The 24,735-nt window shown below is 67.6% G+C and carries 22 protein-coding genes; 10 read left to right on the top strand and 12 right to left on the bottom strand.

The genetic code is table 11. From position 1 onward, the window contains the following. Positions 1–201: 201 nt before the first annotated feature. Positions 202–1,806, bottom strand: a complete 1,605-nt coding sequence (locus tag E0H73_RS20265; RefSeq protein WP_131358645.1) for a beta-N-acetylhexosaminidase — start codon at positions 1,804–1,806, stop codon at positions 202–204. 224 nt (positions 1,807–2,030) lie between these two features. Between E0H73_RS20265 and E0H73_RS20260 the strand changes: the two genes are divergently transcribed. Continuing rightward, on the top strand, positions 2,031–3,797 hold the full coding sequence (locus tag E0H73_RS20260; protein WP_131358642.1) for a bifunctional metallophosphatase/5'-nucleotidase: 1,767 nt from the start codon (positions 2,031–2,033) through the stop codon (positions 3,795–3,797). Between the two features lie 92 nt (positions 3,798–3,889). Here the strand turns inward: E0H73_RS20260 and E0H73_RS20255 are convergent, their stop codons facing one another. The 7 genes from E0H73_RS20255 to E0H73_RS20225 form a co-directional block, all read right to left on the bottom strand. After that, complete coding sequence (locus tag E0H73_RS20255; RefSeq protein WP_131358639.1) at positions 3,890–5,287, bottom strand: GH1 family beta-glucosidase; 1,398 nt, start codon at positions 5,285–5,287, stop codon at positions 3,890–3,892. A 25-nt stretch (positions 5,288–5,312) separates the two neighbouring features. After that, positions 5,313–6,317: an ABC transporter ATP-binding protein gene (locus E0H73_RS20250; RefSeq protein WP_131358636.1), complete on the bottom strand. Its 1,005-nt coding sequence runs from the start codon at positions 6,315–6,317 to the stop codon at positions 5,313–5,315. Further along, positions 6,314–7,342, bottom strand: a complete 1,029-nt coding sequence (locus tag E0H73_RS20245; protein WP_131358633.1) for an ABC transporter permease — start codon at positions 7,340–7,342, stop codon at positions 6,314–6,316. Before E0H73_RS20245 ends, E0H73_RS20250 begins: the two co-directional genes overlap by 4 nt. A gap of 3 nt (positions 7,343–7,345) precedes the next feature. Continuing rightward, complete coding sequence (locus tag E0H73_RS20240; RefSeq protein ID WP_131358630.1) at positions 7,346–8,326, bottom strand: ABC transporter permease; 981 nt, start codon at positions 8,324–8,326, stop codon at positions 7,346–7,348. After that, positions 8,323–9,360: an ABC transporter ATP-binding protein gene (locus tag E0H73_RS20235; RefSeq protein WP_131358627.1), complete on the bottom strand. Its 1,038-nt coding sequence runs from the start codon at positions 9,358–9,360 to the stop codon at positions 8,323–8,325. Before E0H73_RS20235 ends, E0H73_RS20240 begins: the two co-directional genes overlap by 4 nt. A gap of 69 nt (positions 9,361–9,429) precedes the next feature. Then, a complete protein-coding gene (locus E0H73_RS20230) occupies positions 9,430–11,112 on the bottom strand; it encodes an ABC transporter substrate-binding protein (RefSeq protein ID WP_131358624.1) in 1,683 nt (560 codons plus the stop codon). 282 nt (positions 11,113–11,394) lie between these two features. After that, positions 11,395–12,486: a LacI family DNA-binding transcriptional regulator gene (locus E0H73_RS20225; protein WP_238164117.1), complete on the bottom strand. Its 1,092-nt coding sequence runs from the start codon at positions 12,484–12,486 to the stop codon at positions 11,395–11,397. 232 nt (positions 12,487–12,718) lie between these two features. Here E0H73_RS20225 and E0H73_RS20220 point away from each other — a divergent pair, with 232 nt between their 5' ends. Then, entirely contained in the window at positions 12,719–13,912 is a 1,194-nt protein-coding gene (locus E0H73_RS20220) for an ROK family transcriptional regulator (RefSeq protein WP_131358620.1), read from the top strand. Here E0H73_RS20220 and E0H73_RS20215 read toward each other — a convergent pair. Next, on the bottom strand, positions 13,909–15,132 hold the full coding sequence (locus tag E0H73_RS20215; RefSeq protein ID WP_131358617.1) for a glycoside hydrolase family 16 protein: 1,224 nt from the start codon (positions 15,130–15,132) through the stop codon (positions 13,909–13,911). The two genes, E0H73_RS20220 and E0H73_RS20215, sit on opposite strands and share 4 nt — an antisense overlap. A 234-nt stretch (positions 15,133–15,366) precedes the next feature. Between E0H73_RS20215 and E0H73_RS20210 the strand changes: the two genes are divergently transcribed. The 4 genes from E0H73_RS20210 to E0H73_RS20195 all read left to right on the top strand — a co-directional run bounded on the left by E0H73_RS20210 (position 15,367) and on the right by E0H73_RS20195 (position 19,961). Beyond that, complete coding sequence (locus E0H73_RS20210) at positions 15,367–17,253, top strand: ricin-type beta-trefoil lectin domain protein (protein ID WP_131358614.1); 1,887 nt, start codon at positions 15,367–15,369, stop codon at positions 17,251–17,253. Further along, the gene (locus E0H73_RS20205; RefSeq protein ID WP_131358611.1) at positions 17,253–18,623 is read left to right on the top strand and encodes a chitinase; all 1,371 of its coding nucleotides are present in this window, start codon (positions 17,253–17,255) and stop codon (positions 18,621–18,623) included. The genes E0H73_RS20210 and E0H73_RS20205 overlap by 1 nt, the downstream gene beginning before the upstream one ends. 153 nt (positions 18,624–18,776) lie before the next feature. Continuing rightward, positions 18,777–19,607, top strand: coding sequence for a MerR family transcriptional regulator (locus E0H73_RS20200; RefSeq protein WP_131358608.1), 831 nt, complete (start codon positions 18,777–18,779; stop codon positions 19,605–19,607). Positions 19,608–19,610: 3 nt separating this feature from the next. Continuing rightward, positions 19,611–19,961: a VOC family protein gene (locus tag E0H73_RS20195; protein WP_131358605.1), complete on the top strand. Its 351-nt coding sequence runs from the start codon at positions 19,611–19,613 to the stop codon at positions 19,959–19,961. On the opposite strand, the gene E0H73_RS20190 is transcribed toward E0H73_RS20195, so the two are convergent. Further along, positions 19,958–20,728: an AlkZ-related protein gene (locus E0H73_RS20190; RefSeq protein WP_131358602.1), complete on the bottom strand. Its 771-nt coding sequence runs from the start codon at positions 20,726–20,728 to the stop codon at positions 19,958–19,960. The genes E0H73_RS20195 and E0H73_RS20190 overlap by 4 nt on opposite strands. Positions 20,729–20,835: 107 nt before the next feature. Between E0H73_RS20190 and E0H73_RS20185 the strand changes: the two genes are divergently transcribed. Further along, complete coding sequence (locus E0H73_RS20185; RefSeq protein WP_131358600.1) at positions 20,836–21,456, top strand: antibiotic biosynthesis monooxygenase; 621 nt, start codon at positions 20,836–20,838, stop codon at positions 21,454–21,456. A 1-nt stretch (position 21,457) separates the two neighbouring features. Here E0H73_RS20185 and E0H73_RS20180 read toward each other — a convergent pair whose 3' ends face one another. Beyond that, entirely contained in the window at positions 21,458–21,763 is a 306-nt protein-coding gene (locus tag E0H73_RS20180; RefSeq protein WP_131358597.1) for an ArsR/SmtB family transcription factor, read from the bottom strand. A gap of 26 nt (positions 21,764–21,789) precedes the next feature. Continuing rightward, a complete protein-coding gene (locus E0H73_RS20175; protein ID WP_131358593.1) occupies positions 21,790–22,353 on the bottom strand; it encodes a TetR/AcrR family transcriptional regulator in 564 nt (187 codons plus the stop codon). A 33-nt stretch (positions 22,354–22,386) separates the two neighbouring features. On the opposite strand from E0H73_RS20175, the gene E0H73_RS20170 reads away from it, so the two are divergent. From E0H73_RS20170 to E0H73_RS20160, 3 genes are all read left to right on the top strand, one after another. Further along, positions 22,387–23,136 carry an SDR family NAD(P)-dependent oxidoreductase gene (locus tag E0H73_RS20170; protein WP_202867477.1) on the top strand — a complete coding sequence of 250 codons (750 nt, stop codon included), beginning with the start codon at positions 22,387–22,389 and terminating at the stop codon, positions 23,134–23,136. Between the two features lie 146 nt (positions 23,137–23,282). After that, entirely contained in the window at positions 23,283–23,960 is a 678-nt protein-coding gene (locus E0H73_RS20165) for a DedA family protein (RefSeq protein WP_131358587.1), read from the top strand. 58 nt (positions 23,961–24,018) lie between these two features. Further along, positions 24,019–24,624 (top strand): NADPH-dependent FMN reductase, encoded by a 606-nt coding sequence (locus tag E0H73_RS20160; RefSeq protein ID WP_131358584.1) that lies wholly within the window; start codon positions 24,019–24,021, stop codon positions 24,622–24,624. Positions 24,625–24,735 lie beyond the last annotated feature (111 nt).

The raw sequence follows: 24,735 nt of genomic DNA, 5'->3' as shown, positions 1-24,735 counted from the left end.
AAGTCACCCTCGTCACCGAACGGGAGACGCGCAAGCAGCTCGGCCTGCTGTCCCTTGATCGCATCCGACGCTTCCCGCTGATCCATCCTGTCCCCCAACAGTCCGGTGGGCCATCCCCACAAACGCGAGTCTGGCCCATCTCACCCCGGACAACCAGCGCTCGCACGCAAGGAACGCGTGGGGCCTACCAACCACCAGCCGCTAGGCCCAGTCGACTTCCACTGAGTGGAACCAGGTCCACTCGCGTTGTTGCCAGGCTTTGGATTGGTGGCTGAGGCGGGCGGCGTACTCGGGCCAGTCGGTGGAGGTCTGGCGTGACCATGCCTTCTCTGCCGCGCCACTGAGACGAGGCAGCAGCATGAACTCCAGTTCGTCAGCGGTCGCGATGGTCTCGCACCAAACGGCCCCCTCGACGCCGGCTACCTGTGCGTCCGACTCAACGCCGGGCGTGTTCTCGACCGGGTCCCACTCAACGCTGTCCCGGATGGATGCCGCCGGATACACCGGCAGTCCGACGCGCTTACGCATCTCTTCCTGCGCGGCGTCCGACGATGCATCGGCATGCGGTCGGTCGAAGTACAGCCAACTGGTTGGTGAGACAAGCAGCCGCGCACCCTGGGCGAGTGCCCTCGGGGCATCCTGCGCTGCCTTCTTCAAGCCCTCGGCCAGGATCGGCAGCAGTTCTGCCGGGACCATCGAGCTCACGGCGTCGTAGTCCATCGACTCGACCTCGTGGACGTCCATCCAGTACTGCACTGCTACGTCGGCGCTGATCGAGGCGCGGGCGATCTCCTGCCACCCGACGACCCGCTTCCCGCGGGCGCGGACGAGTTCGACGGCACGTTCGACGAAGGCGGCGTGGGCCTCGTCGGGCATGCCGAACGCCTCGTCTCCGCCGATGTGCACGTACGCGCTCTGTGGGAACTGCGGAATGACGGCATCCAGGACGTCCTCGACGAACTCCCAGGTCTCCGCGCGGTCGGGGTCGAGGGTGCTGAGCTGGAGGCTGGCCCCGTTGCCGAGATCGATGGAGCGGATCTCGCCCGGCGCCAGCTCGGGGTACGCGCGGAACACTGCCGCGATATGACCGGGCATCTCGATCTCCGGGACCACCGTCACGAAGCGTTCGGCGGCGTACGCCACCAGCTCGGCCACCTCGGCTTGGGTGTAGTAACCGCCCGGACGGTCACCAATCGCGCCGCAGGCGCCGATCTCGGTGAGCGCCGGCCGGGACGGGACCTCGATCCGCCAGCCCTGGTCGTCGGTCACGTGGAGGTGCAGCACGTTGAGCTTGTACAGCGAGCACATGTCGACCACGCGGCGGACCACCGCCGGCGGGTGGAAGGTTCGGGCGACGTCGAGGGAGAGTCCGCGCCACGCGAACCGCGGCCCGTCGATGACACGGGCCGCCGGCAACGTTGCACTGCCATCCTGCGCGTACGCCGTGATCAGCTGCCGGAGCGAGGTGAGCCCGCGGTGCACTCCCTCAGCTGTCGGACCCCAGACGCGCACGCCTGCGCTGGTGATCTCGAGTCCGTACCGTTCGTCGGCGAGGTCCTTGCCGTCGGCCCGCAGACCTGAAGCGGGTGCGACGTCGTCGATGCCGGCGCTGTCGATGAGCACGGTGACACCGGGCGAGGCGGCGACGGAGAGCGCGATGCCGGCGTCGATCCGAACGTCCTCGACGAATCGCGCAGCGAGATCGGCAAGCTCGGGCGGTACGGCGATGCCCAGACCGTCGCCGATGACGAGCGTCCCGTCAGAGGTGGTGGTCGCGGCAGGGGCGGGGATCAGCGGGAGATTCATCAGGCTCCTGACGGGCAAGGTGGTGGCCGGAGGCTTCGCGGGACCACCGGCCACCACGTTGGTATTTGATCAGATCTTCTGGGCGGCGTGCAGGGGGTGTCTCGGCGGGCAGGGTGGATTCCTTCGAGGTTCGGAGACTCGCCGTTTGATGGTGACATCTTGTTCATGGTGAGGCAGTCTCCTTCTGTCGGGAAGTGCTCGTTTCGACATTTGAGGAGACAATTGTGCGCAGAGTACGCCGCCCACGCGCCCTTGCCGCCGGACTAGCGGTCCTGCTGGCCGCCGGTCTGGCCCCGCCGGCCGCCGAGGCCGTTACCACATCGGTACCGGTGCAACTGGTCTCGATCACCGATTTCCACGGCTACCTCCGGCCGCCTTCCCCCGCGGACGGCGGGACGATCGCCGGCCCCGGCGGGACCACTCAGGTCGTCGGCGGAGCGGCGTACCTGGCCACGCATCTGAAGAGCATCCGGGCCGGTCACCCGAACTCGATCTTCTTCGCCACCGGGGACAACTTCTCCGGCTGGCCGTTCGAGGTGGACGCGCACGCGGACGAGCCGACGATCGAGATGCTGAACGCGCTCGGCGTCCAGTTCTCAGCCGTCGGCAACCACGAACTCGACATCTCGAAGAGCTTCCTGGTCGACCACATGACCAAAGGCAAGTGCTTCGGGAAGGTCGGCGGCGACAGTTGCTTCACCGACTCCACCGGCCGCCGGTTCCACGGGGCGGACTTCGAGTTCCAGTCGGACAACATCGTCGACGCCAACGGCCGCACGATCGTCGCGCCGTACACGATCCGCTGGGTGCGCGACCACGGCCGCAGCTACCCGATCGGCTTCATCGGGATGACTGTCCCGGACACTCCCGTCGGCTCGACGTCGTACCAGCCGGACCTGACCGCGCTCGACCCGGTCGAGTCGACGAACCGTGCCGCGGCGGAGCTGACCCGCAAGGGCGTGAAGGCGATCGTGCTCAACATGCACGACGGCGGTACCGACGCGTCCGCGACGTACAACGACTGTGTGAACCCGACCGGTCCCGCGATCGACCTCGCGCGCAAGGTGACGCCGCAGATCGACGCGATCGTCACCGGCCACTGGCATACCGGCTTCAACTGCAGCATCCCGGACCCGGACGGCAACCCGCGCCCGGTCGTCGAGGCCGCGAACCACGGCCGGCTGATCAACGAGATCAACCTCCAGCTCGACGGCCGCACCGGTGAGGTACTCCGCGACCAGACCACGTCGACCAACCACGCCGTCACCCGCGATGTCACGCCCGACCCGACGATCCAGAAGATCGTCGACTACTGGGCCGCCGCCGGTGATCGCAAGTACGCCGAACCGGTCGCGACCGTCACCGGCGACTTCACCCGCACCGCCAACGCTGCCGGCGAGAGCACCCTGGCCGACCTGGGCGCCGACGTCCACCTGTGGACCGCCCGGCAGAACGGCCCGGCCGACCTCGGCATCATCGCCGCCAAGCCCGCGATCGGCAGTACGGCGTTGCGCGCCGACCTCCTGGTTGCCAACAGCAACAAGCCGGGCGATGCCGACGGCCGGGTGATGCTCGGTGAGTCGTGGGACGCGTACGGGTACGGCAACCCGGTCCTGACCGTGAGCCTCACCGGTACGCAACTGGACGCCGTACTCGAGCAGCAGTGGCAGACGCAGACCGACGGCACGGTGAAGTTGGCGCCGCTCGCGGTGTCGGGCAACGTCAGCTACTCGTTCGACTCGAACCGGCCGGTCGGTGACCGCGTCGAACCCGCCGACGTGAAGATCGACGGCGCCGCACTCGACCCGGCCAAGACCTACCGGGTGGCCGCACTCGCCTACACCGTGATCGGCGCCGACGGGTACGCAGCGTTCAAGAGCTACACCGACCCGGTCCGCAACAACACCGACCACGAAACCTTCGCGGCGTACCTCAAGGCCCACCGGACGTTGACGCCCGCACCGCTGACCCGCGTTACGCAGAAGGGCTGAGGAGCCCGTCAACTCATCCGTAACAAGAAGATGCATGCGCTGTGACCTGATCCGGCGGCACCTGACAAGGTGCCGCCGGACGCGCGGGGGACTTACCTGTCGCGGTGCTGCCGGGCGAGGGACTTCAGGTAGAGGGCGCTTTGCTTCGGGGTTCGAGCTTGGGTTTCGTAGTCGACCCGGACGATGCCGAAGCGTTTGGCGTAGCCGTAGGCCCATTCGAAGTTGTCCATCAGGGACCAGGCCAGGTAGCCGCGGATGTCGGCGCCCTGATTGATCGCGGCAGCGACGGCGGCCAGGTGGGACGTGAAGTACGCCGTACGGTCGGCGTCGGCGACGAAGCCCGTGGAGTCGGGTACGTCGTCGAAGGCGGAACCGTTCTCGGTGACGACCATCGGCAGACCCGGGTAGTCGCGGCTGATACCGACCAGCAGATCGGTGAAGCCCTCGGGCACGATCTCCCAGTCCATCGCGGTGCGCGGCTTGTTCAAAGGAAGCGTCCGGCTGACCGGCATGCCGCTGGAGTCGACCGTGCTGCCGTCCTCGGCGTACCCGGTGAACTTCTGGCTGAAGTAGTAGTTCACCCCGAGTACGTCGATCGGCGCCGCAATGATCTCGAGGTCACCATCCTCGACCGGCAGCTCGACGCCCTCAGCAGCCAGGTCAGCCACCACGTCCGCCGGGTAGCGACCGTGCACCAAAGGATCGAGGTAGATCCGCCGACCCATCCCGTCCGCCCGTCGTGCCGCGTCCACATCGGGCTGGGCGTCCGAAGCCGGGTACGCCGTCGCCACGTTCAACGTGATGCCGATGTCCAGCTTGCGTGGTGACGCCTCACGCATCCGGCCCGTAGCCAGGCCATGCGCGAGCAGCAAATGATGCACAGCAGCCAACGCGGCCGGGTATTCGCGCCGCCCCGGTGCATGAGCGCCGTACGCGTAGCCCAGCATCGCCGAGCACCACGGCTCGTTCAGCGTGGTCCACGTGTTCACCCGGTCGCTCAAGGCCTCGAACACCAGCATCGCGTAGTCGGCGAACCGGTACGCCGTGTCGCGCACCGGCCAGCCGCCCGCGTCCTCGAGCTCCTGCGGCAGATCCCAGTGGTACAAGGTCACCCACGGATCGATGCCCTGAGTCAGCAGCTCATCGACGAGCCGGTCGTAGAAGGAGAGCCCGGCCCGGTTCACCGGCCCCTTGCCGCGCGGCTGGACCCGCGGCCACGCCACCGAGAACCGGTACGTGTCCAGCCCGAGATCCTTGATCAGGGCAACGTCCGCCGGCATCCGGTGGTAGTGGTCGCAGGCGATGTCACCGGTGTCGTCGTTGTCGATGGCACCGTGCACCCGGCAGTACGTGTCCCAGATCGAGGGCGTCCGGCCGTCGACGTTCACCGCACCCTCGATCTGGTACGCCGACGTCGCGACACCCCACCGGAAGCCGGCCGGAAGTCCCGCGATCAGGTCGGCGTCCCCCGAGACAGAAGTTGTGCTCATTGTGGCCTTTCGGATGTCGGAGAGATCAGGCGACCGGCACGCGGCCGGGGAGCCAACAGGCAACGGAACGGCTGGGATCGTTGCGCGACGACGGGACCCCGAGGACCGGGATCTCCGCCGAGCAACGGTCGAACGCGTGCGGGCAACGCGGATGGAACGAACAGCCCGACGGCATCCCGCGCAGGTCGGGAGGTGAGCCCGGGATCCCGGCCAGGTCACGGCGCGGACCGCGCAGTGCCGGGAAGGACTTCAGCAGTCCCTCGCTGTACGGATGCAAGGAATCGGTGTACAGGTCGGCGGAGCGGGCCTCCTCGACGATGCGGCCGCCGTACATGATCGCGATCCGGTCGGAGAACTCGACCAGCAGCGACAGGTCGTGGGTGATGAACAGGACCGAGAACCCGAGCCGCTCGCGCAGTTCGACCAACTGGGCCAGGATCTGCCGCTGCATCACCACGTCGAGCGCGGTGGTCGGCTCGTCCATGATGACGATCTGCGGTTCGAGGACGAGCGCCATCCCGATCATCACGCGCTGCCGCATACCACCGGACAGTTGGTGCGGGTAGGCGTCCATCCGGTCCGATGAGATGCCGACCAGCTTCAGCATCTCGTGCGCGCGGCTGGTCCGCGCGGCCGGCGACAGGCCGGGCTCGTGCGCCTTGATCACGTCGAGCATCTGGGTCGAGACCTTGTGCACCGGGTTGAGCGAGTTCATCGCGCCCTGGAACACGATCGACGTCTCGGCCCAGCGGAAGGCCCGCAGTTCGGGGTCGGTCAGCGCCATCACGTCGTACGCATCACCGTTCGGCGGGTGGTAGACGACCGAGCCGCCGCTGATCACACCGGGCGGTGGCAGCAGCCGCGTCACGCCGTACGCGAGCGTTGACTTACCGCTGCCGCTCTCGCCGGCCAGACCGAGGACTTCGCCCCGGTGCAACGTCAGCGTGACGTCGCGGACCGCCTGGACCGCCTGGTCGCCGAGGCCGTAGTCGACGTGGAAGTTCTTGATCTCCAGTACCGGCTGCTTCATGCGACCTCCTTCTGACGGCGTACGACGGGAGTGACCGACTCGCGCGAAGCACCCAGGACAGGCGTGAAGCCGACCCGCATCCGGACCGAGTGACCGTCCTTGGTCTTCAGCTTGGTGTGGCCGCTGCTGCGCAACCGCGGGCTGACGAACTCGTCGATGCCGAAGTTGATCAGCGACAGCGCCGTACCGAGCAGGGCGATCGCGAGACCGGCCGGAACGAACCACCACCACGCGCCCTGAGCCAACGCCTGCTGGCTCTGCGCCCAGAACAGGATCGTGCCCCAGTTCCACTCGGAGATCGTCGAGATGCCGATGAAGGCCAGGGTGATCTCCGACATCACCGCGAAGATCACCGTGCCGACGAAGCCGGAGGCGATGATCGCGGTCAGGTTCGGCATGATCTCGGCGGTGATGATCCGCCACGTACTCTCGCCGGTCGCCCGAGCCGCCTCGACATAGTCGCGCCTGCGCAGGGACAGGGTCTGCGCGCGAAGCACTCGAGCACCCCACGCCCACGACGTCAAACCGATGACGAGGGCAACCATCAGGTCGCCGGCGGCCGGGATGGTCGAGGCAACGATGATGATCAGCGGCAGCGCGGGGATGACCAGGAACACGTTCGACAACGCCGAGAGGCTCTCGTCCGCGGCGCCGCCGAGGAAACCGGCGCTGACGCCGATCAGGATCGACAACGCGGTCGCGACGATGCCGGCCAGCAGGCCGACGAACATCACGCCTCGGGTGCCGACCAGCACCTGGCTGAAGATGTCCTGTCCGAGATGCGTCGTCCCGAACCAGTGCTTGCCGGACGGCGCCTGGATCAGGTCACTGCTACGCGCGGACGGGTCGTACGGCGCGATCCACGGTCCGATGATCGCGATCAGGCAGAAGAACCCGAGCACGATCAGGCCGGTCGCGGCCTTCGGATTGGCGACGAACCGCAGCCGGCGGCGCTTGGCCGGTGTGGCCGCGACCTCCGGACCCCCGGGCGTGACCGCGGTGATGGTGGTGGCTGGTGCGGACACGTGTCAGCCTTCCTTCCGGGTACGCGGGTCGAGGAGCAGGTAGGCGATGTCGGCCATCAGGTTCGCGACCAGCACCGACAGCGTGATCACCAGGAACACGCCTTGCATCAGCGGATAGTCCTTGGAACCGACGGCCTGGAACAGGTTGTAGCCGATGCCCGGGTAGGAGAAGACGATCTCGACCAGCAGCGTGCCGCCGACGATGAAGCCGAGCGCCAGCGCAAAGCCGGACACGTTCGGCAGCAGCGCGTTGCGAGCCGCGTAGCTGACCATCACTCGGCGCTCGGGCAGGCCCTTGGCATGCGCGACGGTGATGTAGTCCTCGGAGGCGACCGTGACCATCATGTTCCGCATGCTGAGGATCCAGCCGCTGACCGACGAGATCAGGATCGTGATGGCCGGCAGCAGGCTGTGCTGGATCGCGCTGCCGATGAACTCGGCGTTCCAGGACGGCACCAGGCCGGGCTCGTAGCCGCCCGACGACGGGAAGATGCTGTCCGGTCCGGCCAGCAGGGTGATGGCCAGCAGGCCGAGCCAGAAGTACGGGATCGACGACAGGAACGTTGTCACGGGCAACAGTCCGTCCAGCCACGAACCGCGGCGCCAGCCGGCCAGGACGCCGAGCGACGTACCGATCATGAAGCTGGCGAACGTCGTGATGCCGACCAGCGCGATTGTCCACGGCAGGCTCTGCCGGAGGATCTCCGAGACCGGTGTCGGGAAGAACGTGAACGACAACCCGAGGTCGCCGTGGAAGATCTGGCCCCAGTAGTCGACGTACTGACTCCACAGACTGGCGTTCTTGTCCAGGCCGAACAGCACGTAGAGCGACTGGATCGCGTCCGTGCTCAGCTGGCCTTGGTACTTGTTGATCAGCGAGGTGACCGGATCGCCCGGGATCAGCCGGGGGATGAAGAAGTTGATGGTGAGCGCGGCCCACGCGGTGAACAGGTAGAAGGCGATCCGCTGCAGCAGGTACTTCACTTCGCGACCCCTTCCTCGTAGAGCCAGCAGGCCGCCCAATGACCGTCGTTGGCGGGCAGTTCGAAGCGGGGCGGAAGATCGGTCGAGCACTTCGGCATCGCGTGCACGCAGCGCGGGTGGAACCGGCAGCCGCTCGGCGGTGCGATCAGGCTCGGCGGCTCGCCGCTGCCCTGGTCCTCCGGGGCGCGCGGATCGCCGACGCGGTCGAGGCGATCAGGGTCGGGCGCGCTCTCGATGAGCAGCCGGGTGTACGGGTGGGCTGGGTTCTGGGTGACGGTCTCGGAATCGCCGCCTTCGACCATGCGCCCGGCGTACATCACCAGGGTCTCGTCGGCGAAGTACCGGGCCGAAGCGATGTCGTGGGTGATGTAGAGGATCGCGAGGTTGAGCCGTTCCTTCAAGTCACGCAGGAGATTCAGTACGCCGAGCCGGATCGACACGTCGAGCATCGACACGGGCTCGTCCGCGAGCAGTGCCTCCGGGTCCGCACCGAGGGCGCGGGCGATCGAGACGCGCTGGCGCTGACCGCCGGACAGCTCGTGCGGGAATTTGTCCAGGTAGCGCTCCGGGGGAGTGAGCTGGACCCTGAGCAGCAGGTCGCGCAGGTTCTCCTCGAGCTCGGCTGCATTGTTGCCGGCCCGGCCGTGGATCCGCAGCGCGCGGGTCAGGTGGTACCGCACGGTGTGTGTCGGGTTCAGCGAGGCGAACGGGTCCTGGAAGATCATCTGGACCTGGCGGCAGTACGCGCGGAACTTGCGGCCGCCCTTCACCGTGACGGACTCGCCGTGCAGCCGGATGTCACCCGACGTACGGCCGTACAGCTGGGCGAGCAGCCGGGCAACGGTCGACTTGCCCGAGCCGGACTCGCCGACGAGTGCGGTGACCCGTCCCCGGCGCAACGTGAGCCTGATGTCGTCCACGGCGTGGACTGCCTTGCGATCCCGGGTGAGCAGGTCGCGGATCCCCCGCCGTACCGGGAAGTGCTTGGTGAGGCCCTCGGCCTCGAGGACCACCTCGGTGTCGGTCACCGTCATGGAATCGGGACTCCTCGGTTCATGGCGCCGCGGCGCCAGGCGGTCAGGCCTGGCGCCGCGGGCCGCGCCTCACTGGGCGCCGGCGGGCTTCAGGTTCAGGACGATCTGCAGAGCGTTCTGCTGGGTCGGCTGGGCCGGCCCGTACTGGTTCTGCTCGTCGGGCCAGCCGACCCAGTTCTTCGTGCTGTAGAGACCACCGACGTTCGAGGCAGAGGTCGGGATCACCGGCATCTGCTCGACCATGATCTTCTGCAGCGTGTTCAGCGCCGTGGTCCTGGTGGCGTCGTCGGTCGCGTTGGCGTACTGGTCCAGCGCCGTGGTCGCCTCCGGGCTGTTGAACCGCCCGTAGTTGCCGCTGACACCGCCCTTGCCGACCGGCTTCAGGATCTTGCCGTCCATGATGTTCTGGTAGATGTCGTACGGCGTCGCGCCGCCGTTGGTCCAGTGCATCGCGGCGTCGAAGTTGCCCTCGTCGATGTTCTTGAACCAGGCGTCCTGGTTGGCCTTGTCGACAGTGGCTTTGATCCCGATCGTGGACAGGTTGTCCTTGATGATCTCCAGGTCGGTGATGTAGTCCGACCAGCCGGCCGGGTCGGTCAGCGTGATCGTCACCGGCTTGCCGGTCGGGTCCTTGAGGACGTCGCCCTCGAGCTTGAAGCCGGCGTCGGTCAGCTCCTTCTTCGCGGCCTCGACGTCGACCGAGTGCTTCTCGTCCTTGAAGTCCGGGGCGATGAAGGACTCACCGGCCGGCGTCGGGATGCCGGTGACGGACTCGACCTTCGGGTAGAAGTAACCGGCCTCACCCTGCATGAAGATGTCGTCGCGGTTGATCACCTTGTCCATCGCCCGCCGCAGTGCCGGGTTGTCGAAGGGCTTGCGGGTGGTGTTGATCCACAGGCCGTGGATGCCGAGGTTCGCCGGGAACCACAGCTTGTGGTTCTTCGGGTCCTTGTCCTGGTAGACGGCCTTCACGTTCGGGACGAAGACGAAGCTCCACTCCGACGCGCCGTTGGCCAGCGCGGTGGTCTGCGCGTTGTTGTCGTTGTACGACGTGTACCGCAGCTCCTTGACCTTCGGGAGGTCCTGCCAGTACGAGTCACGCAGTACCAGCGTGGTGGTCTGCGGGGTGAACGACTTGACCGTGTACGGGCCGGTGCCGATCGGGCTCTTCAGCGTGTCCTGGGTCGGGTCCTTCAACGTCGACCACTGGTGCTTCGGGACCACGAAAGCGGTCAGGATCTTGTTCTGGTTGACGAACTGGGACCGGGTGAAGGTCAGATTGACCTTGTTGCCTTCGACAGCGATCGTCCCGTAGGGGATCGCCTCCGGGTTCAGTGCCTCATTGTCCTTGCGGATCTGGAAGGAGTACGCGACGTCCTCGGCCGTCATCGGCTGGCCGTCGGACCACTTCACGCCGTCGCGGACGGTCAGCGACAACTTGGTGTAGTTCGCGTCGAACTTCCACTCGGTGGCCAGCCAGGGCTTGCCGGCCTCGGTCGGCTTGATGCCGTTGATCATCACCAGCGGCTCGAAGATCATCCAGCGGTAGCCCAGCGAGGCGCCCGAGGAGGAGCCGAGGAACGGGTTGTGGTTCTCGGTCTGCGGGCCGTTCGGCATACCGACATTCAGGACGGTGGCGGTACTGCCGGTCCCGCTGCTTTCGGTCTTCCCGTCCCCGTTACTACAGGCAGCCAGAGCGGCTGCCGCGAGCAAGCCCGACAGGGCCAGCGCGACAGTGCGTCGTGCTCGCATCGGTTCCTCCTGTGCATCTGTTGGCGGATGGCCCACCCTGAGCCGGTGGGCCAGTGCATGGTGGCGTGAAAGCGCTCTCATGGGAAGAGCTCACGCCCTGTCGTTCGATGTGGGGGGAGTACGCCGGCGGCGGGACAGGGGCAGCTGCCCCGCCACCGGAGCTTCTAGTGGGACCGTGTCTTCGGGGCGGGTGGTTTGGTCCTCGAGGCGGTTGAGGGCATCTGGGGACCCTGCGCCTGCTGCGCGGCACTCGGCGGGCGCCTCGCTGCACTGGAGGAGAGGTCACGATGGGTCCGCATCGAGACCTCCCCTCCAGCGCACCGAGGCACTCCGCCGAGCACCTGCTCGCGACGGCGCAGGGTCCCCAGATGCCCTCTTCGGGGCGGTTGAGCTGCGGACGATCAGGGTCGTCGGCAGCACTTGGGGCTCGTCCGGCAGCGGGGTGCCGCCGAAGTAGCCCATCAGCATCCGGGCGGCCGCCTGGCCCATTTGGCGCATCGGCTGATGCACCGTGGTCAGCGGCGGTTCGGTGTGTTCGGCGTACGGGATGTCGTCGAAACCGATCACCGATACGTCGTTCGGCACGTTCCGCCCGGTCTCGCGGACGGCCTGGATGGCGCCGCCGGCGGACAGGTCGTTGTGGGCGAAGACCGCGTCGAACTCGAGGCGCTGGTCGAACGCGTGCTGGATGCCGCGCCGTCCGCTCTCGTGGGTGAAATCGCCTTCGAAGACGAGTCTCGGATCGAGCTCGACACCGGCTTCGGCGTAGGTGTCGCGGAAGCCGTCCAGGCGTTCGTGCGTGCAGCCGAACCGCTCGACACCGGTGATCACCAGCGGCCGGTGCCGGCCGAGCTCCAGCAGGTGCCGGGCGGCGCACTCACCGCCGGCGTAGTTGGTGGTGGCGACGGACGGGAACTGCGGGCGGTTGGCACGGTCGTCGATCAGGACCACCGGGAGGCCGCGCGCGTGCAACTGCTCGATGTAGGTGAGGGTGCCTTCCGGCTCGATCACCAGCAGGCCGTCGAACGACTGGGCCGAGACCTGCGAGGCGAACTGGTGCATCGACTCCTCACCCCGGTTGAAGGTGAACAGCAGCAGCCCGTAGCCCTCGCTCTCGACCACGTCGACGGCGCCCTGCAGCACCTCGCCCATCCAGGGCCAGGTCAGCGACGGGACCAGCATTCCGACGATCCGGGTCCGGCCGCGGGCCAGGCCGACCGCCCGGGCACTCGGCACGTAGCCGAGCTCGGCGATCACCTGGCGGACCCGCTCCGCGGTCCGCAGATCGAGCTCGCCCTTGCCGTTGAGCACGCGCGACACGGTGGTCTTGCTGACACCGGCACGCGCCGCGACATCGGCGATGGTGATCGACATGCTGACTCCCCTCGGGCGGTCGGGGTGTGGCGCGGCACCGGTTTCGGAACCGGTTTCGGAAGCGGTTCCGTAGAGTGAAGCGGAGACGACGAGGGGTCGTCAATCACAGGGTGGTAACGAATCGCGGCTTAATTCACCACTTGGAGGAAGCCGCCCCTTCCGGGTCCCCGGTACGGCGTGATGGACTCGGGCCGAGCGGCCTGCCTGGGGCCGGACCAGGTAGGGGCAGGGCATGGACGTTCGGCGGACCACTGTGCGCGACATGCGCCGGTCCAACCGGTCGGTGATCCTCACCGGCATCTTCCGCGACGGCCCGCTCAGCCGTCAGGAGTTGAGTACCCGGACGTCGTTGAGCGCGGCGAGTGTCAGCAACCTGGTCTCCGAACTGATCGCCGAGGGCGTGGTCGAGGAGGCCGGCTCGGTCGAGTCCGAGGGCGGCCGGCCGCGCGTGCTGCTGCGGGTGTCACCGACGTTCCGGTACGTCGTCGGCGCCGAGGTCGGCGAGACCCGAGTCCGGGTCGAGTTGTTCGACCTCGCGATGCGAGTGCTCGCCCGCGCAGACCACCCGATCCACTCACCGACCCCGGCGATGGTGGTGAAGCACGTGCTGGAAGGCCTAGGTGCAGTGCTTGCCGAGGCCGGTGTCCTGCCGGAGTCGGTGCTCGGTCTCGGCGTCGCGGTGGCCGGGATCGTCGAGGGCGACGCCGTCGTCCATGCGCAGACGCTCGGGTGGGACGCCGTACCGCTCGGGCAGATGCTTGCCGAGGGCACCGATATTCCGATCCAGGTGGACAACGGTGCGAACACGCTCGGCCAGGCAGAGATGTGGTTCGGCGCCGGCCGGGGTGCGACGGATGCCGTGGTCGCGCTGGTCGGATCCGGTGTCGGCGCGGCCCTGGTCGCCGACGGGTCGAGCTACCGCGGAACCCGTAGCAGTGCAGGCGAATGGGGCCACATGACGATCGCGTACGGCGGCCGCCGCTGCCGCTGTGGCGCCGAAGGATGCCTGGAGGCGTACGTCGGCGCGGAGGGCGTGCTCGACCGTTATCGTGAGCTCGACGGGCCGGGACTGTCTGGCGACGAGGAGACGGCCTTCGTCGGCGTGCTCGATGCCGTCAGCACCTCGGAGGCCGCGGCAACGGTCGTGAATGACACGATCGGCTACCTCGCCGCCGGGTTCGCCAACCTGGTCAACCTGGTGAACCCCGAGCGCATCGTCCTCGGCGGCTGGGCCGGATTGCTGCTGGGGGAGCGCTATCTGGCGCAACTGCGGGAGGAAGTCGGCCGGCACGCGTTGCAACAGCCGTACTCGCAGGTGTCGATCGTCCTGTGCGAGTTGGGCCGCGACGCCGTAGCTCTCGGCGCCGCGACCCTTCCCGTACTGCGCTTACTGCGCGACGGAGGCGTCGTACCTCCGCGCGGTTAGACCGTCCACTTCTGGTTGGCTGCGCCGGTGCAGGTCCAGGTCTGGACCGGGGTTGCGTTGGCGGAGTTGTTGCCGGTGACATCGAGGCACTTGTTGGCCTGCGGGTTCACCAGGTCGTGGGCGGCGGAGTATGTCCATTGCTGCGCGCCGGATCCGTTGCAGGTCCAGAGCTGGACTTTGGCGCCGTCGGCCACCGATCCGGCGTTCACGTCGAGGCACTTGCCCAGGGCGCGGATCGTGCCGTCGCCGGGACGGGTCCACTGTTGCGCGCCGGTCCCGTTGCAGTCGTACAGCTGAACCGGCGTGCCGTCGGCGGTGTTGGCGGCGGCGACGTCCAGGCACTTGCCGGCCAGGCCGGTGATCCGCGAACCGCCGGAGCTGCCGCCGACGTCGGAGACGCGGACGTAGTCGACCGTCATCGTCTGCGGCATCACGGTCGAACCGTCGGGGTAGCCCGGCCAGTAGCCGCCGACCGCGACGTTCATGATCATGAAGAACGGGTGGTTGTAGACCCAGGTCTTACCGTTCAGGTCAGCCGGCGTACGGCGCTGGTACTGGATGCCGTCGACGTACCAGGTGATCGAGTTCGGCTCCCAGTCGACGCGGTAGGTGTGGAACCCGTTGCGGAACGGCTGCCCGTCCGGAGAGTTGTACGCCGCGCCGATGCCGTCGGCACCGGAGTAGCCCGGGCCGTGGATCGTGCCGTGCACGGTGGTCGGCTCGCGGCCGATGTTCTCCATGATGTCGATCTCGCCGTCGTTCGGCCAGTTGCCGCCACCCAGCATCCAGAACGCGGGCCAAACCCCTTGGGTGCCAGGGATCTTGATCCTGGCCTCGAAGCGGCCGTACGTCTGGGTGAAGGTCTGAGCGGTGAGCAGCCGGGCCGACGTGTACTGGCACGGGCCGTAGTGACACTGGAATCCGCCGTTCTCCTGGCGGGCCGTGATCACCAAGTTGCCCTGGCCGTCGAGGGCGGAGTTCCGGGTGCTGTTGGTGTAGTACTGCCGTTCGTCGTTGCCCCAGCCGGAGCCACCGATGTCGTAGCGCCACTTGCCGGAATCGGGGGCTTGACCGGCCGGGCCGTCGAAGTTGTCCTCCCAGATCGTCGCCGTGGGCGCGGCGGCGGCCTGGGGACGGGCCTCGGCAGGTGCTTGCAGCAGGGTGGTGCCGACCAGAGCGGCACCGATCGCGACGAACGCAGCCATGCGGGAACGCTTCATGGACGCCTCATTTCTCGCGGGGGCGGTCGGAGAAGAGATTGGCCGCAGCTTGGTGTGGGAACGCTCTCACGTCAAGGCCGGGACTAAATAAAAGACTTGAAAAAAGTCTCGGCATCCCGTTGACACCGGCATGCACCGATGGTTACCTCATGGTGACCACCTGTTGCGGCGCGGGCAGACGCCGACAACTCCCTGATGTCTCCAGAACCCTTCTGAACAAGGGAGAACCGCCCCATGCCCGCGAACGGGAAACCTCGTCGCGCCCTCCGCTTGCTGCCGATTGCGGTGGCAGCGGCGTGCGTAGCCGCGACCGGACTCGGATTCGGCACCGCACCACCCGCCCAGGCCGCCGGTGAGCAGGTCAACATCTGGCTGACCACCACCAACGACTCGGCCGGCCGCAACGTCACCCGCGGTCTGCAGCAGCAGACGCCGGTGAACTTCGGCCCGGCCGGCGGCTCGGCCAACCAGACGATCACGGTCAACGAGAACACGACGTACCAGTCGTTCGAAGGTGGTGGCGCGTCGTTCACCGACAGCGCCGCCTGGCTGCTGAACAGCAGCAACACGATCTCCCAGGCGACCCGCGACCAGGTGATGAAGGACCTGTTCGACCCGGTGAACGGGATCGGCCTGGCCTTCACCCGCAACCCGATGGGTGCCTCGGACCTGGCCCGCTTCAACTACTCGTACGACGACACCTGCTGCGACCTGAACGACTTCAGCATCCAGCACGACCTGGCGGACGTCGTACCGCTGACCAAGCAGGCCAAGCAGCTGAACCCGGCGCTGAAGGTGAAGGGTGCGCCGTGGAGCGCGCCGGCCTGGATGAAGGACAACAACAAGTTCACCAACCGCGGCTGGCTGAAGGCCGAGTACTACCCGATGTACGCGCAGTACTTCGTCAAGTACATCCAGCAGAACGAGGCCCAGGGCAACCACATCGACTACGTCTCGGTGCAGAACGAGCCTACCTGCTGCGGGAACGACAACACCGGCTACGCGTCGATGAACTGGAACGGCGCCGGCCTGCTGAACTTCACCAAGAACCACCTGTTCCCGGCGTTCCGGGCGGCCGGCATCACCACCAAGGTGCTGGTCCTGGACTACAACTGGGGCAACTACAACGACCTCGGTTCGGTCCCGCTCGCCGACGCCGGCCTGCGCAACGACCCGCTGTTCGGCGGCATCGCCTGGCACGGGTACGGCGGCGACGTGAACCTGCAGACGCAGATCCACAACCAGTACCCGAACGTGAACGCCTACATGACCGAGCACTCCGGCGGAACCTGGATCCCGAACCAGCAGGTCGAGGACATGAACAACCTGATCGACTACACCCGCAACTGGGACAAGTCGTGGGTCAAGTGGAGCCTCGCCCAGGACGAGGACATGCTCCCGTACGTCGGTGCCGGCTGCAACGTCTGCACCGGTCTCGTCACCGTGCACCGCAACGACAGCCAGCGCGGCCAGGTCACCAAGACCGTCGAGTACTACACGATGGGCCACCTGACCAAGTTCGTGAAGCCGGGTGCGCTGCGGATCGACTCGAGTGCGAACAACTCGGTCAAGAACGTGGCGTGGAAGAACCCGGACGGCTCGAAGGCGCTGATCGCGTTCAACACCACCGGTAGCTCGCAGTCGGTGCGGGTGAACTGGGGCAGCCAGTCCTTCGTCTACACGCTGCCGACCAAGACGTCGGCGACCTTCACCTGGTCCGGCACACAGGGCGGCGGTGGCGGAACGGGTTCCGCCATCACCGGGCTGGCCGGCAAGTGCATCGACGTCGCCGGCGCCAACGCCGCCGACGGCACCGCGGTGCAGCTCTACGACTGCAACGGTACGGCGGCGCAGCAATGGGAGCGCCCAGGCGACGGGACGATCCGTGCCCTCGGCAAGTGCCTCGACGTGAACGCCGGCTCGGTCGCCAACGGAGCGAAGGTTCAGCTCTATTCGTGCAACGGAAGTGCCGCCCAGCAATGGACCTATACAAGTGGGAGAGATCTGGTGAATCCCCAGGCGAACAAGTGTCTTGATGTCACTGGCAACAATTCGGCGAACGCCACACCGCTGCAGCTGTGGAGCTGCACCGGTGCCGCGAACCAGAAGTGGAACGTCTGATGCGCCGGGCAGCGGCGGTGGCCGCGGCTCTGATGCTCGGTGCCGGCCTGCTGATGACGGCCGGACCCGCCCAGGCGGCGACCGGCACGGTCACAGGCCTTGCCGGGAAGTGCATGGACGTCGCCGCCGCGAGCAGCGCGGACGGCACTCAGGTCCAGCTCTACGACTGCAACGGAACCGGCGCGCAGAGCTGGAGGCGGAACTCGAGCGGGACGCTGACCGCGCTGGGCAAGTGCCTGGACGTCAGCGGTGGCTCGGTCGCGAACGGCGCCAAGGTGCAGCTGTGGACCTGCAACGGCAGCGCGGCGCAGCAGTGGACCTACACCTCCGGCCGGGACCTGGTGAACCCGCAGGCGAACAAGTGCCTCGATGTCACAGGCAACAACTCCGCCAACAGCACTCCGCTGCAGCTGTGGAGCTGCACCGGTGCGGCGAACCAGAAGTGGAACGTCCCGGCGGCGGACGATAGTCCGCCACCGGCGGGCGGTGCTCCGATGGCGGCAGCGCCGTACCTCTATCAGGGCTGGGGCAGCCCGCCCAGCCCGGCGACCGTGATGAACGCGACCGGCGTCAAGTGGTTCACGATGGCGTTCATCCTGTCCAACGGCTACTGCAACCCGCAGTGGGACGGCAACCGGCCGCTCACCGGTGGCGTGGACCAGCAGGCGCTGAACGCGATCCGGGCCAACGGCGGCGACGCTGTGGTGTCGATCGGTGGCTGGTCCGGCAACAAGCTCGGTCAGAGCTGCGGATCCGCGAGTGAGTTGGCCGGCGCGTACCAGAAGGTGATCAACGCGCTGTCGCTGAAGGCGATCGACATCGACATCGAGGACCAGGAGGTCGCCAGCGCCGCGGTGCGGCAGAAGGTGATCGACGCGCTGAAGATCGTCGAGCAGAACAACCTCGGCATCGCGACGTACCTGACCTTTGGTACGACGACGTCCGGGCCGGACGGCAACGGCCAGGACCTGATCCGGCGTGGTGCGGCCTCGGGGCTGAACCTCGACGGCTGGGTGATCATGCCGTTCGACTTCGGCGGCGGCTCGACCAACATGGGCACGCTGACCCGGCAGGCGGCCGACGGGCTGAAGAACCAGGTCAAGTCGGCGTACGGCCTGAGCGACGACGCGGCGTACCGGAAGATCGGCATCTCGTCGATGAACGGGATCACCGACGTCGCCGGTGAGCGGGTCAACCTGTCCGACTTCGAGTCGATGCTGTCGTACGCGAGTGAGCACCACCTGGCCCGGTTCACGTTCTGGTCGGTCAACCGCGATCGGCCGTGCAACGGCGGTGGCGCGGACACCTGCTCCGGCGTCCCGCAGCAGGCCTGGGACTACACCAAGGTGATCGGTCGCTACCGCGGCTGACCTGTACCAACCCTGAGCCGGCGTCGCCTTGTCCCCAGGCGGCGCCGGCTTCGGTTCGACTCTCCGGTTACCGGAGGGTGGAAGCCCACCCGCTTCGCTTCCTTTCTTCTTTCGATTTGACCCTCCGGTTAGCGGAGGGTGGAAGCTGAGCTCATGACGGCACAGGTGACGGTCGGCGAGTTCTCTCGCTTGACACATCTCAGCGTGAAGACCCTGCATCACTACCACGAGATCGGCCTGCTCGCGCCGGCCTCTGTCGACCCGTCGTCGGGCTACCGGCGGTACGAGACGTCCCAGGTCGAGGTCGCCCAGCTGATCAGGCGACTGCGCGAGCTCCGGATGCCGCTGCCGGAGGTCCGGGCGGTCGTCGATGCGGCCGACGGTGGCAGCAGGGAGGAGACGCTCCGCGCGCACCTGGACCGGATGGAGCAAGAGCTCGCCCACACCCGCGACGTGGTCGCGTCGCTCCGCGAGATGCTGACCCTCCAACCGGCCGAGCTCGCCGTCGAGTACCGGTTCATCCCCGCGTTCCGGGCGTACGGCGTCTCCGGACACGTCGAGCGGGAGCGGCTCGGGCCGTGGTACGAGTCCGCCTTCGGGCGGCTCGGCGAGATCGCCGCCCGCGACGGCATCGTCGCCACCTCCGGAGCGACGTACAGCGATGAGTTCTTCACCGAGGATTCCGGTCAGGTGATCGCCTTCCTGCCGGTAGCGCCGGACCAGGCGCCGGCCGAAGGCGTCGAACTGGTCGATCTTCCCGGCGGATTCTTCGCGATCGGCGTCCACAGCGGGCCGCTGACCGACTTCGACCGCAGCTATGGCGCGCTCGGCAGCCATGTCGCGGAGTACTGCGAGGTCGCGACCGGCCCGATCCGTGAGTTGTACGTCGTCGGCCCGGGGGACGGCCCCGACCCGGCGAGCTATCGCACCGAGATCTGCTGGCCGATCCGGCAGATCCCCCCATCCCCTGTCACGAAAGGCTGATCCATGTCCATCTCTCTCGAGAACGTCGTCTTCGACAGCTCCGACGCCACCGCGCTCGCCACCTTCTGGGCCGGCGTGCTGTCCTCGGAGGTCGATGCCGGCGGCAACGAGTTCTTCGCCACCGTGAACAAGGCCGCGGACGGCCCGACGCTGATGTTCCTCCAGGTCCCCGAGCCGCGCGTCGGCAAGAACCGGCTGCACCTCGACCTGGCCACCGCCGACTGGTCCGCCGAGATCGATCGCCTGATCGCGCTCGGCGCGAAGCGTCACGACGAGCACGACGAGTACGGCGCCCACTGGATCACGCTCGCCGACCCCGAGGGCAACGTCTTCGACCTGGCCGAGGTCCGCTAGCCGGCGACGTACCGGACGCCGTCGAAGGTCGCCCGGCCGGCGTCGACCTGCTCCTCCAGGAGGGCTCGCGCCTGCGCCACCGGCCACCGGAAGGCGCGGGCGAGCTCGCCTGGCGTGGTGGCGACCATGGTGTCCAGGAACCGTTCGGCAGCCAGCGTGTGATCGGTCGCGCCACCGACGTCGAACTGATGACAGGTGAGCGCGATCAGCGCCGCCGGCCAGCCGAATCCGGTCTCGTGGACACCTGCGGTGGTCACCAGCAGATTGCGCTGCAGCTCAGTGATCGCTCGTTGGTAGCGGCTCTTGCTGCCGATCAGCGCTCGCAGCGTGGCGCTCGGCAACGGCTCGGCCGCGATCGCGTCGGCGATCTCATGGGCCGTCGGCGACAGTTCGAGGAAGAGGTGGTCGCTGGGGTCGCCCGGCGCCGGGTAGAGCGCCTTCACGAGCTCAGGCGACAGGAAGGAGCCGCGGCTGCCGAGGTAGGCGCCGTACCAGGCGAGACCACGCCGGGGCAGTTCGTCCTTCCAGGTCCAGACGCGTTGCTCGTTCGTGCCCATACCGGTGCCGAACGGCTCCTCGTCCTCGCCGGCGACCGCCTCCCACAAGGACGGTACGACGGTGCGCGGTGCCGGGAAGAGCAGCGCGAAACCGACGTCGTCGACGAACTTCGCGGCCCGCTCGAGCGATCCGATCCGTCGTCCGCGGACCCACCAGCGGGTGGCGCGGGCCTGGCCGAGCTCGGCGTCGGAGGTGCTGGGGATTCCCATCGGGCCAGTCAACCATCCGTCCCTTGTACTGGTCGGGCGGGCGGAGGAATGTGGGATCAGACCGGTGGCGCTACCCGGGCGCCGCCCCGACGGTAAGGGGGTGGAGCATGTACGCGCGTTCCACCACGATCGACGCGATGCTCATGTCGATGGACGCGGGCATCGCGCAGGTGCGCGACGAAGTGATGCCCAGTCTCATGGAGATGGAGGGCTGCGTCGGCCTGTCGATGATGGCCGACCGGGAGTCCGGTCGCTGCATCACCACCACTGCGTGGCGGTCGGAGCAGGCGATGCGGGCCACCGACGAAGAGTTGCGGCCGGTGCGGGAGCGGCTGGCGCGGACACTCGGTGGTAGTCCGCAGGTTCAGGAGTGGGAGATCGCCGTACTGCATCGGGATCACCGCTCGGTCGCCGGCGCATGCATCCGGGCGACCTGGGTGAGCGTCGACCCCGCCAACCTGGACCGGGCGATCGACGTCTACCGGCTCGCCTCACTGCCGCGGCTGGAGGATCTGGCCGGGTTCTGCAGCGCAAGTCTGCTGGTCGACCGCGCCTCGGGCCGGGCCGTCTCGTCGGTGACCTACGACAGCCGGGAGGCGATGGACAGCAACCGCGAGGCCGCCGCCTCGATGCGCGCCGCCACCAGCAAGGACGCCGGCGCACAGGTCCTCGACACCGGTGAGTTCGAGCTGGTGATCGCCCACCTGCGCGTCCCCGAGCTGACCTGACTCAGTCCATCCTGTCGAGGTGCGCCTCGAGAGCGTCGAGACGAGTGCGCCACAAGTCGCGGTACGGCTCGAGCCAGGCGTCGATCTCGGCGAGCGGCGCAGGGCGAAGGCGGTACCAGCGGCGCTGTGCGTCGTGGCGGACCTCCACCAGCCCGGCGTCGCGCAGGACCTTCAGATGTTTCGACACAGCGGGCTGGCTCAGGTCCAGTTGCTCCACGAGTTCGCCGACCGGCCGCTCGCCGGTCCGCAGCAGGTCGAGGATGTCCCGCCGCCGCGGTTCCGCCAGCACCTCGAACGTAGTTGCCATATGAGGAATATACGTCGGCGGTCCGCTCAGAGCGATTGCCCGAAGGTGCTGGTGAACGCCTCGCGGAAGAGTTCGGGCAGGCTGCTCTCGCCGTCCTCGGCGGCCCACCGGAGCAGGGCGGTGTAGGCGACGCCCAGCACGGCTCCGGCGGCCGCGCGGGTCTGGAACTCGGCGGTGGGGTCGTCGATCCCGGTGACGAAGGCCTCTTGCAGGCGGTACTGGCTGTCGAGGTGGCGGGCTTGGAGGGCTGGTGTCGAGATCATCAGCCGCAGCCGGTCGAGCAGGAGCTCCCGATCGTGCGTGCCGGCCAGGTCGAACGTCGCAAGTACGGTGCGGCCGATGCGGTCCGCCAGTGAGCCGGTGGCGGGGAGTTCGCCGATCGTCGCTGCGGCGAGTTGATCGAAGTCGTCGTACAGGACGAGGTCTTCCTTGGTGGGGAAGTGCCGGTAGACCGTCATCGCGGAGACACCGGCCGCGGCAGCGACGTCGTTCACCGTGGTCGCGTCGTACCCGCGGTCGACGAACAACCTGATCGCCTGCCGCTGGATCCGGTGCCTGGTCTCGGCTCTCTGGCGGTCCCTCAGACTCATGTGGTAGATACTAACAACATGATAGTTTCTAACATGAACCAGAGGGTGGCGTTGGTGACCGGCGCCTCGCGCGGGATCGGTCGTGCGATCGCGGAGCGGCTGGCTGCGGGAGGTGTCGAGGTGGCGGTGCACTACCACCGCGACAAGGCGGGCGCTGAGGAAACGCTTGAGCGGATCGGGGGTCGTGGGTTCCTGATCGGGGCGGAGCTTGGCGTTCCCGGTGATGTCGACGAGGTGTTCGGGCAACTCTCGGACGGGCTGGCCGGTCGGCCGTTGGATGTGCTGGTCAACAATGCGGCGGCGCCTCCGGCCGGTCCGATTGAGACCGACACCGAGGCGGCGTTCGATGCGCTGTTCGCCGTCAACGTCAGAGCGCCGTACTTCCTGATCCAGCGGCTGCTGCCGGTACTGCGTGACGGTGGCCGGATCATCTCGCTCTCGTCGAGTGCCACTCGGTTCGCGAACCCGATCCAGACGTCGTTCGCGATGACGAAGGGTGCGGTGGAGACGATGACCATGACGCTCGCGCATGCGCTCGGTCCGCGGAACATCACTGTGAATGCGGTGTCGCCGGGCGCGACCCGGACCGAGGCGAACGGTGCGTTCTTCGAGACGCCGGGGCTTGTCGACTTCGTCACTCAGAACACCTCGCTGGGTCGGCTGGGTCGCGGCGAGGATGTCGCCGATGTTGTCGCGTACCTTGCCTCCGACGACGCGCGGTGGATCACGGGGCAGACCGTGGACGCGACCGGCGGGCTGTTCCTCGGGCCGCGGTTCGGGTGAGTTCGGGCTGCGGTTCGGGTGAGCTTGGGGTGCGGTTCGGCTGACGGGAGTGGGGTTTTCCCCCGGTCGGTACGGTGGAAAACCCGGCCCGGGACGGCGGTTGGCCCCAGTGTGTGGAGGGTGTTCGCGCACCTACCGTCGTCCGCATGTTCACGACGAATCAGGTGATGATGACCGCGCTGCAGGCGACGCAGGAACCGACCGGAGGAGTGGCCGGCTGGGCCATCGACCTGATGGAGGAGCTGGGCGCACCAGGCGCTGGACTCGCGGTGGCGTTGGAGAATCTCTTTCCACCGTTGCCCAGCGAGGTCATCCTGCCGCTGGCGGGTTTCGCGGCCAGCCGCGGCGATCTCGGGCTGGTCAGCGCGATCGTGTTCACCACACTCGGGTCGATCGTCGGCGCGCTAGCCCTGTACGGCGTGGGGGCCGGGCTGGGCCGGGATCGGACCAGGGCGGTGGCGCGGAAGTTGCCGCTGGTGAAGATCGAGGATGTCGACAAGGCGGAGACCTGGTTCAACCGGCACGGGTCGAAGGCGGTGCTGATCGGTCGGTTGGTGCCGGTGGTGCGCAGCCTGATCTCGGTGCCGGCCGGGGTGGAGCGGATGCCGGTGGCGTTGTTCCTGTCGTTGACCGCACTGGGGAATCTGGTCTGGAACTCGTTGCTGATCGTCGCCGGCTACCAACTCGGTGAGCGGTGGCATGTCGTGGAGTCGTCGGTGGGCGTCTTCCAGTGGGTCGTGATCGCGGGTGCGGTGGCGGCGGTGGCCTGGTTCGTGGTGGTGAAGGTCCGCGGCCGGCGTTCGGTATCTGAGAAAGTCAAGTAGAGCGCTCGACTTTGACTACGCTCGATCCATCACCCACCGAGTTCAGGAGCTGGATCAGATGCCTTCAGTCGCGTTCGAACCGCAGGTCGTTCCGGATCCACCGGTCTGGCCGCAGTCAGTCGTCACCGTGGTCGGCAACCCGAGACCGGGCTCGCGGACGGCAGCGGCGGCCGCGTCGGTTGCGGAGTTGCTCGCCTCCGAGCTCGGTACGCCGTACCGGATCGACGAACTGGTCGACCTGGTGACGTTCGCGCCGGCGATCTTCGAGCGGGAGGCGGCGGAGCGCGCGGCGTTGGAGAGTGCGATCGATCTGGTCACGTCGGCGTCGGTGCTGGTGTTGGCGACGCCTGTGTACAAAGGGAGTTACACCGGCCTGCTGAAGAGCTTCCTCGACGTACTGCCTGCGCAGGCACTGGCCGGAGCGGTCGTCGTACCGGTCACCGTGTCGGCCGCGCCCAGCCACAAACTCCTCGCCGATCAGCACCTACGTCCGGTCCTGGCCGAGCTGGGCGCGAGCGTCCCGGTCCCCGGCGTCATCCTGGAGGAGCGCGATCTCGAGGACCTGCAGGTGGTCCTCTCGACCTGGATCCGCACCAACGCAGCCATCATCCAAGCCACCACCCTCGCCCTCCAACCAGTCGCCGAACCCACACCTGCCCAATAGCAGAACGAACTGCCTGTGGACCTGCGCCAGCGCCATCCGCGGATGGCGCTGGGCGACGACGGGTTTTGGCGGTTGCCAGGTGATCCGATTCCTCTTCTGGTGACCTGTGTG

Origin of the sequence: Kribbella pittospori (assembly GCF_004331465.1) — a bacterium.
In the GTDB taxonomy this organism is placed as follows: domain Bacteria; phylum Actinomycetota; class Actinomycetes; order Propionibacteriales; family Kribbellaceae; genus Kribbella; species Kribbella pittospori.
This window is presented reverse-complemented; position numbering and strand designations above follow the sequence as displayed.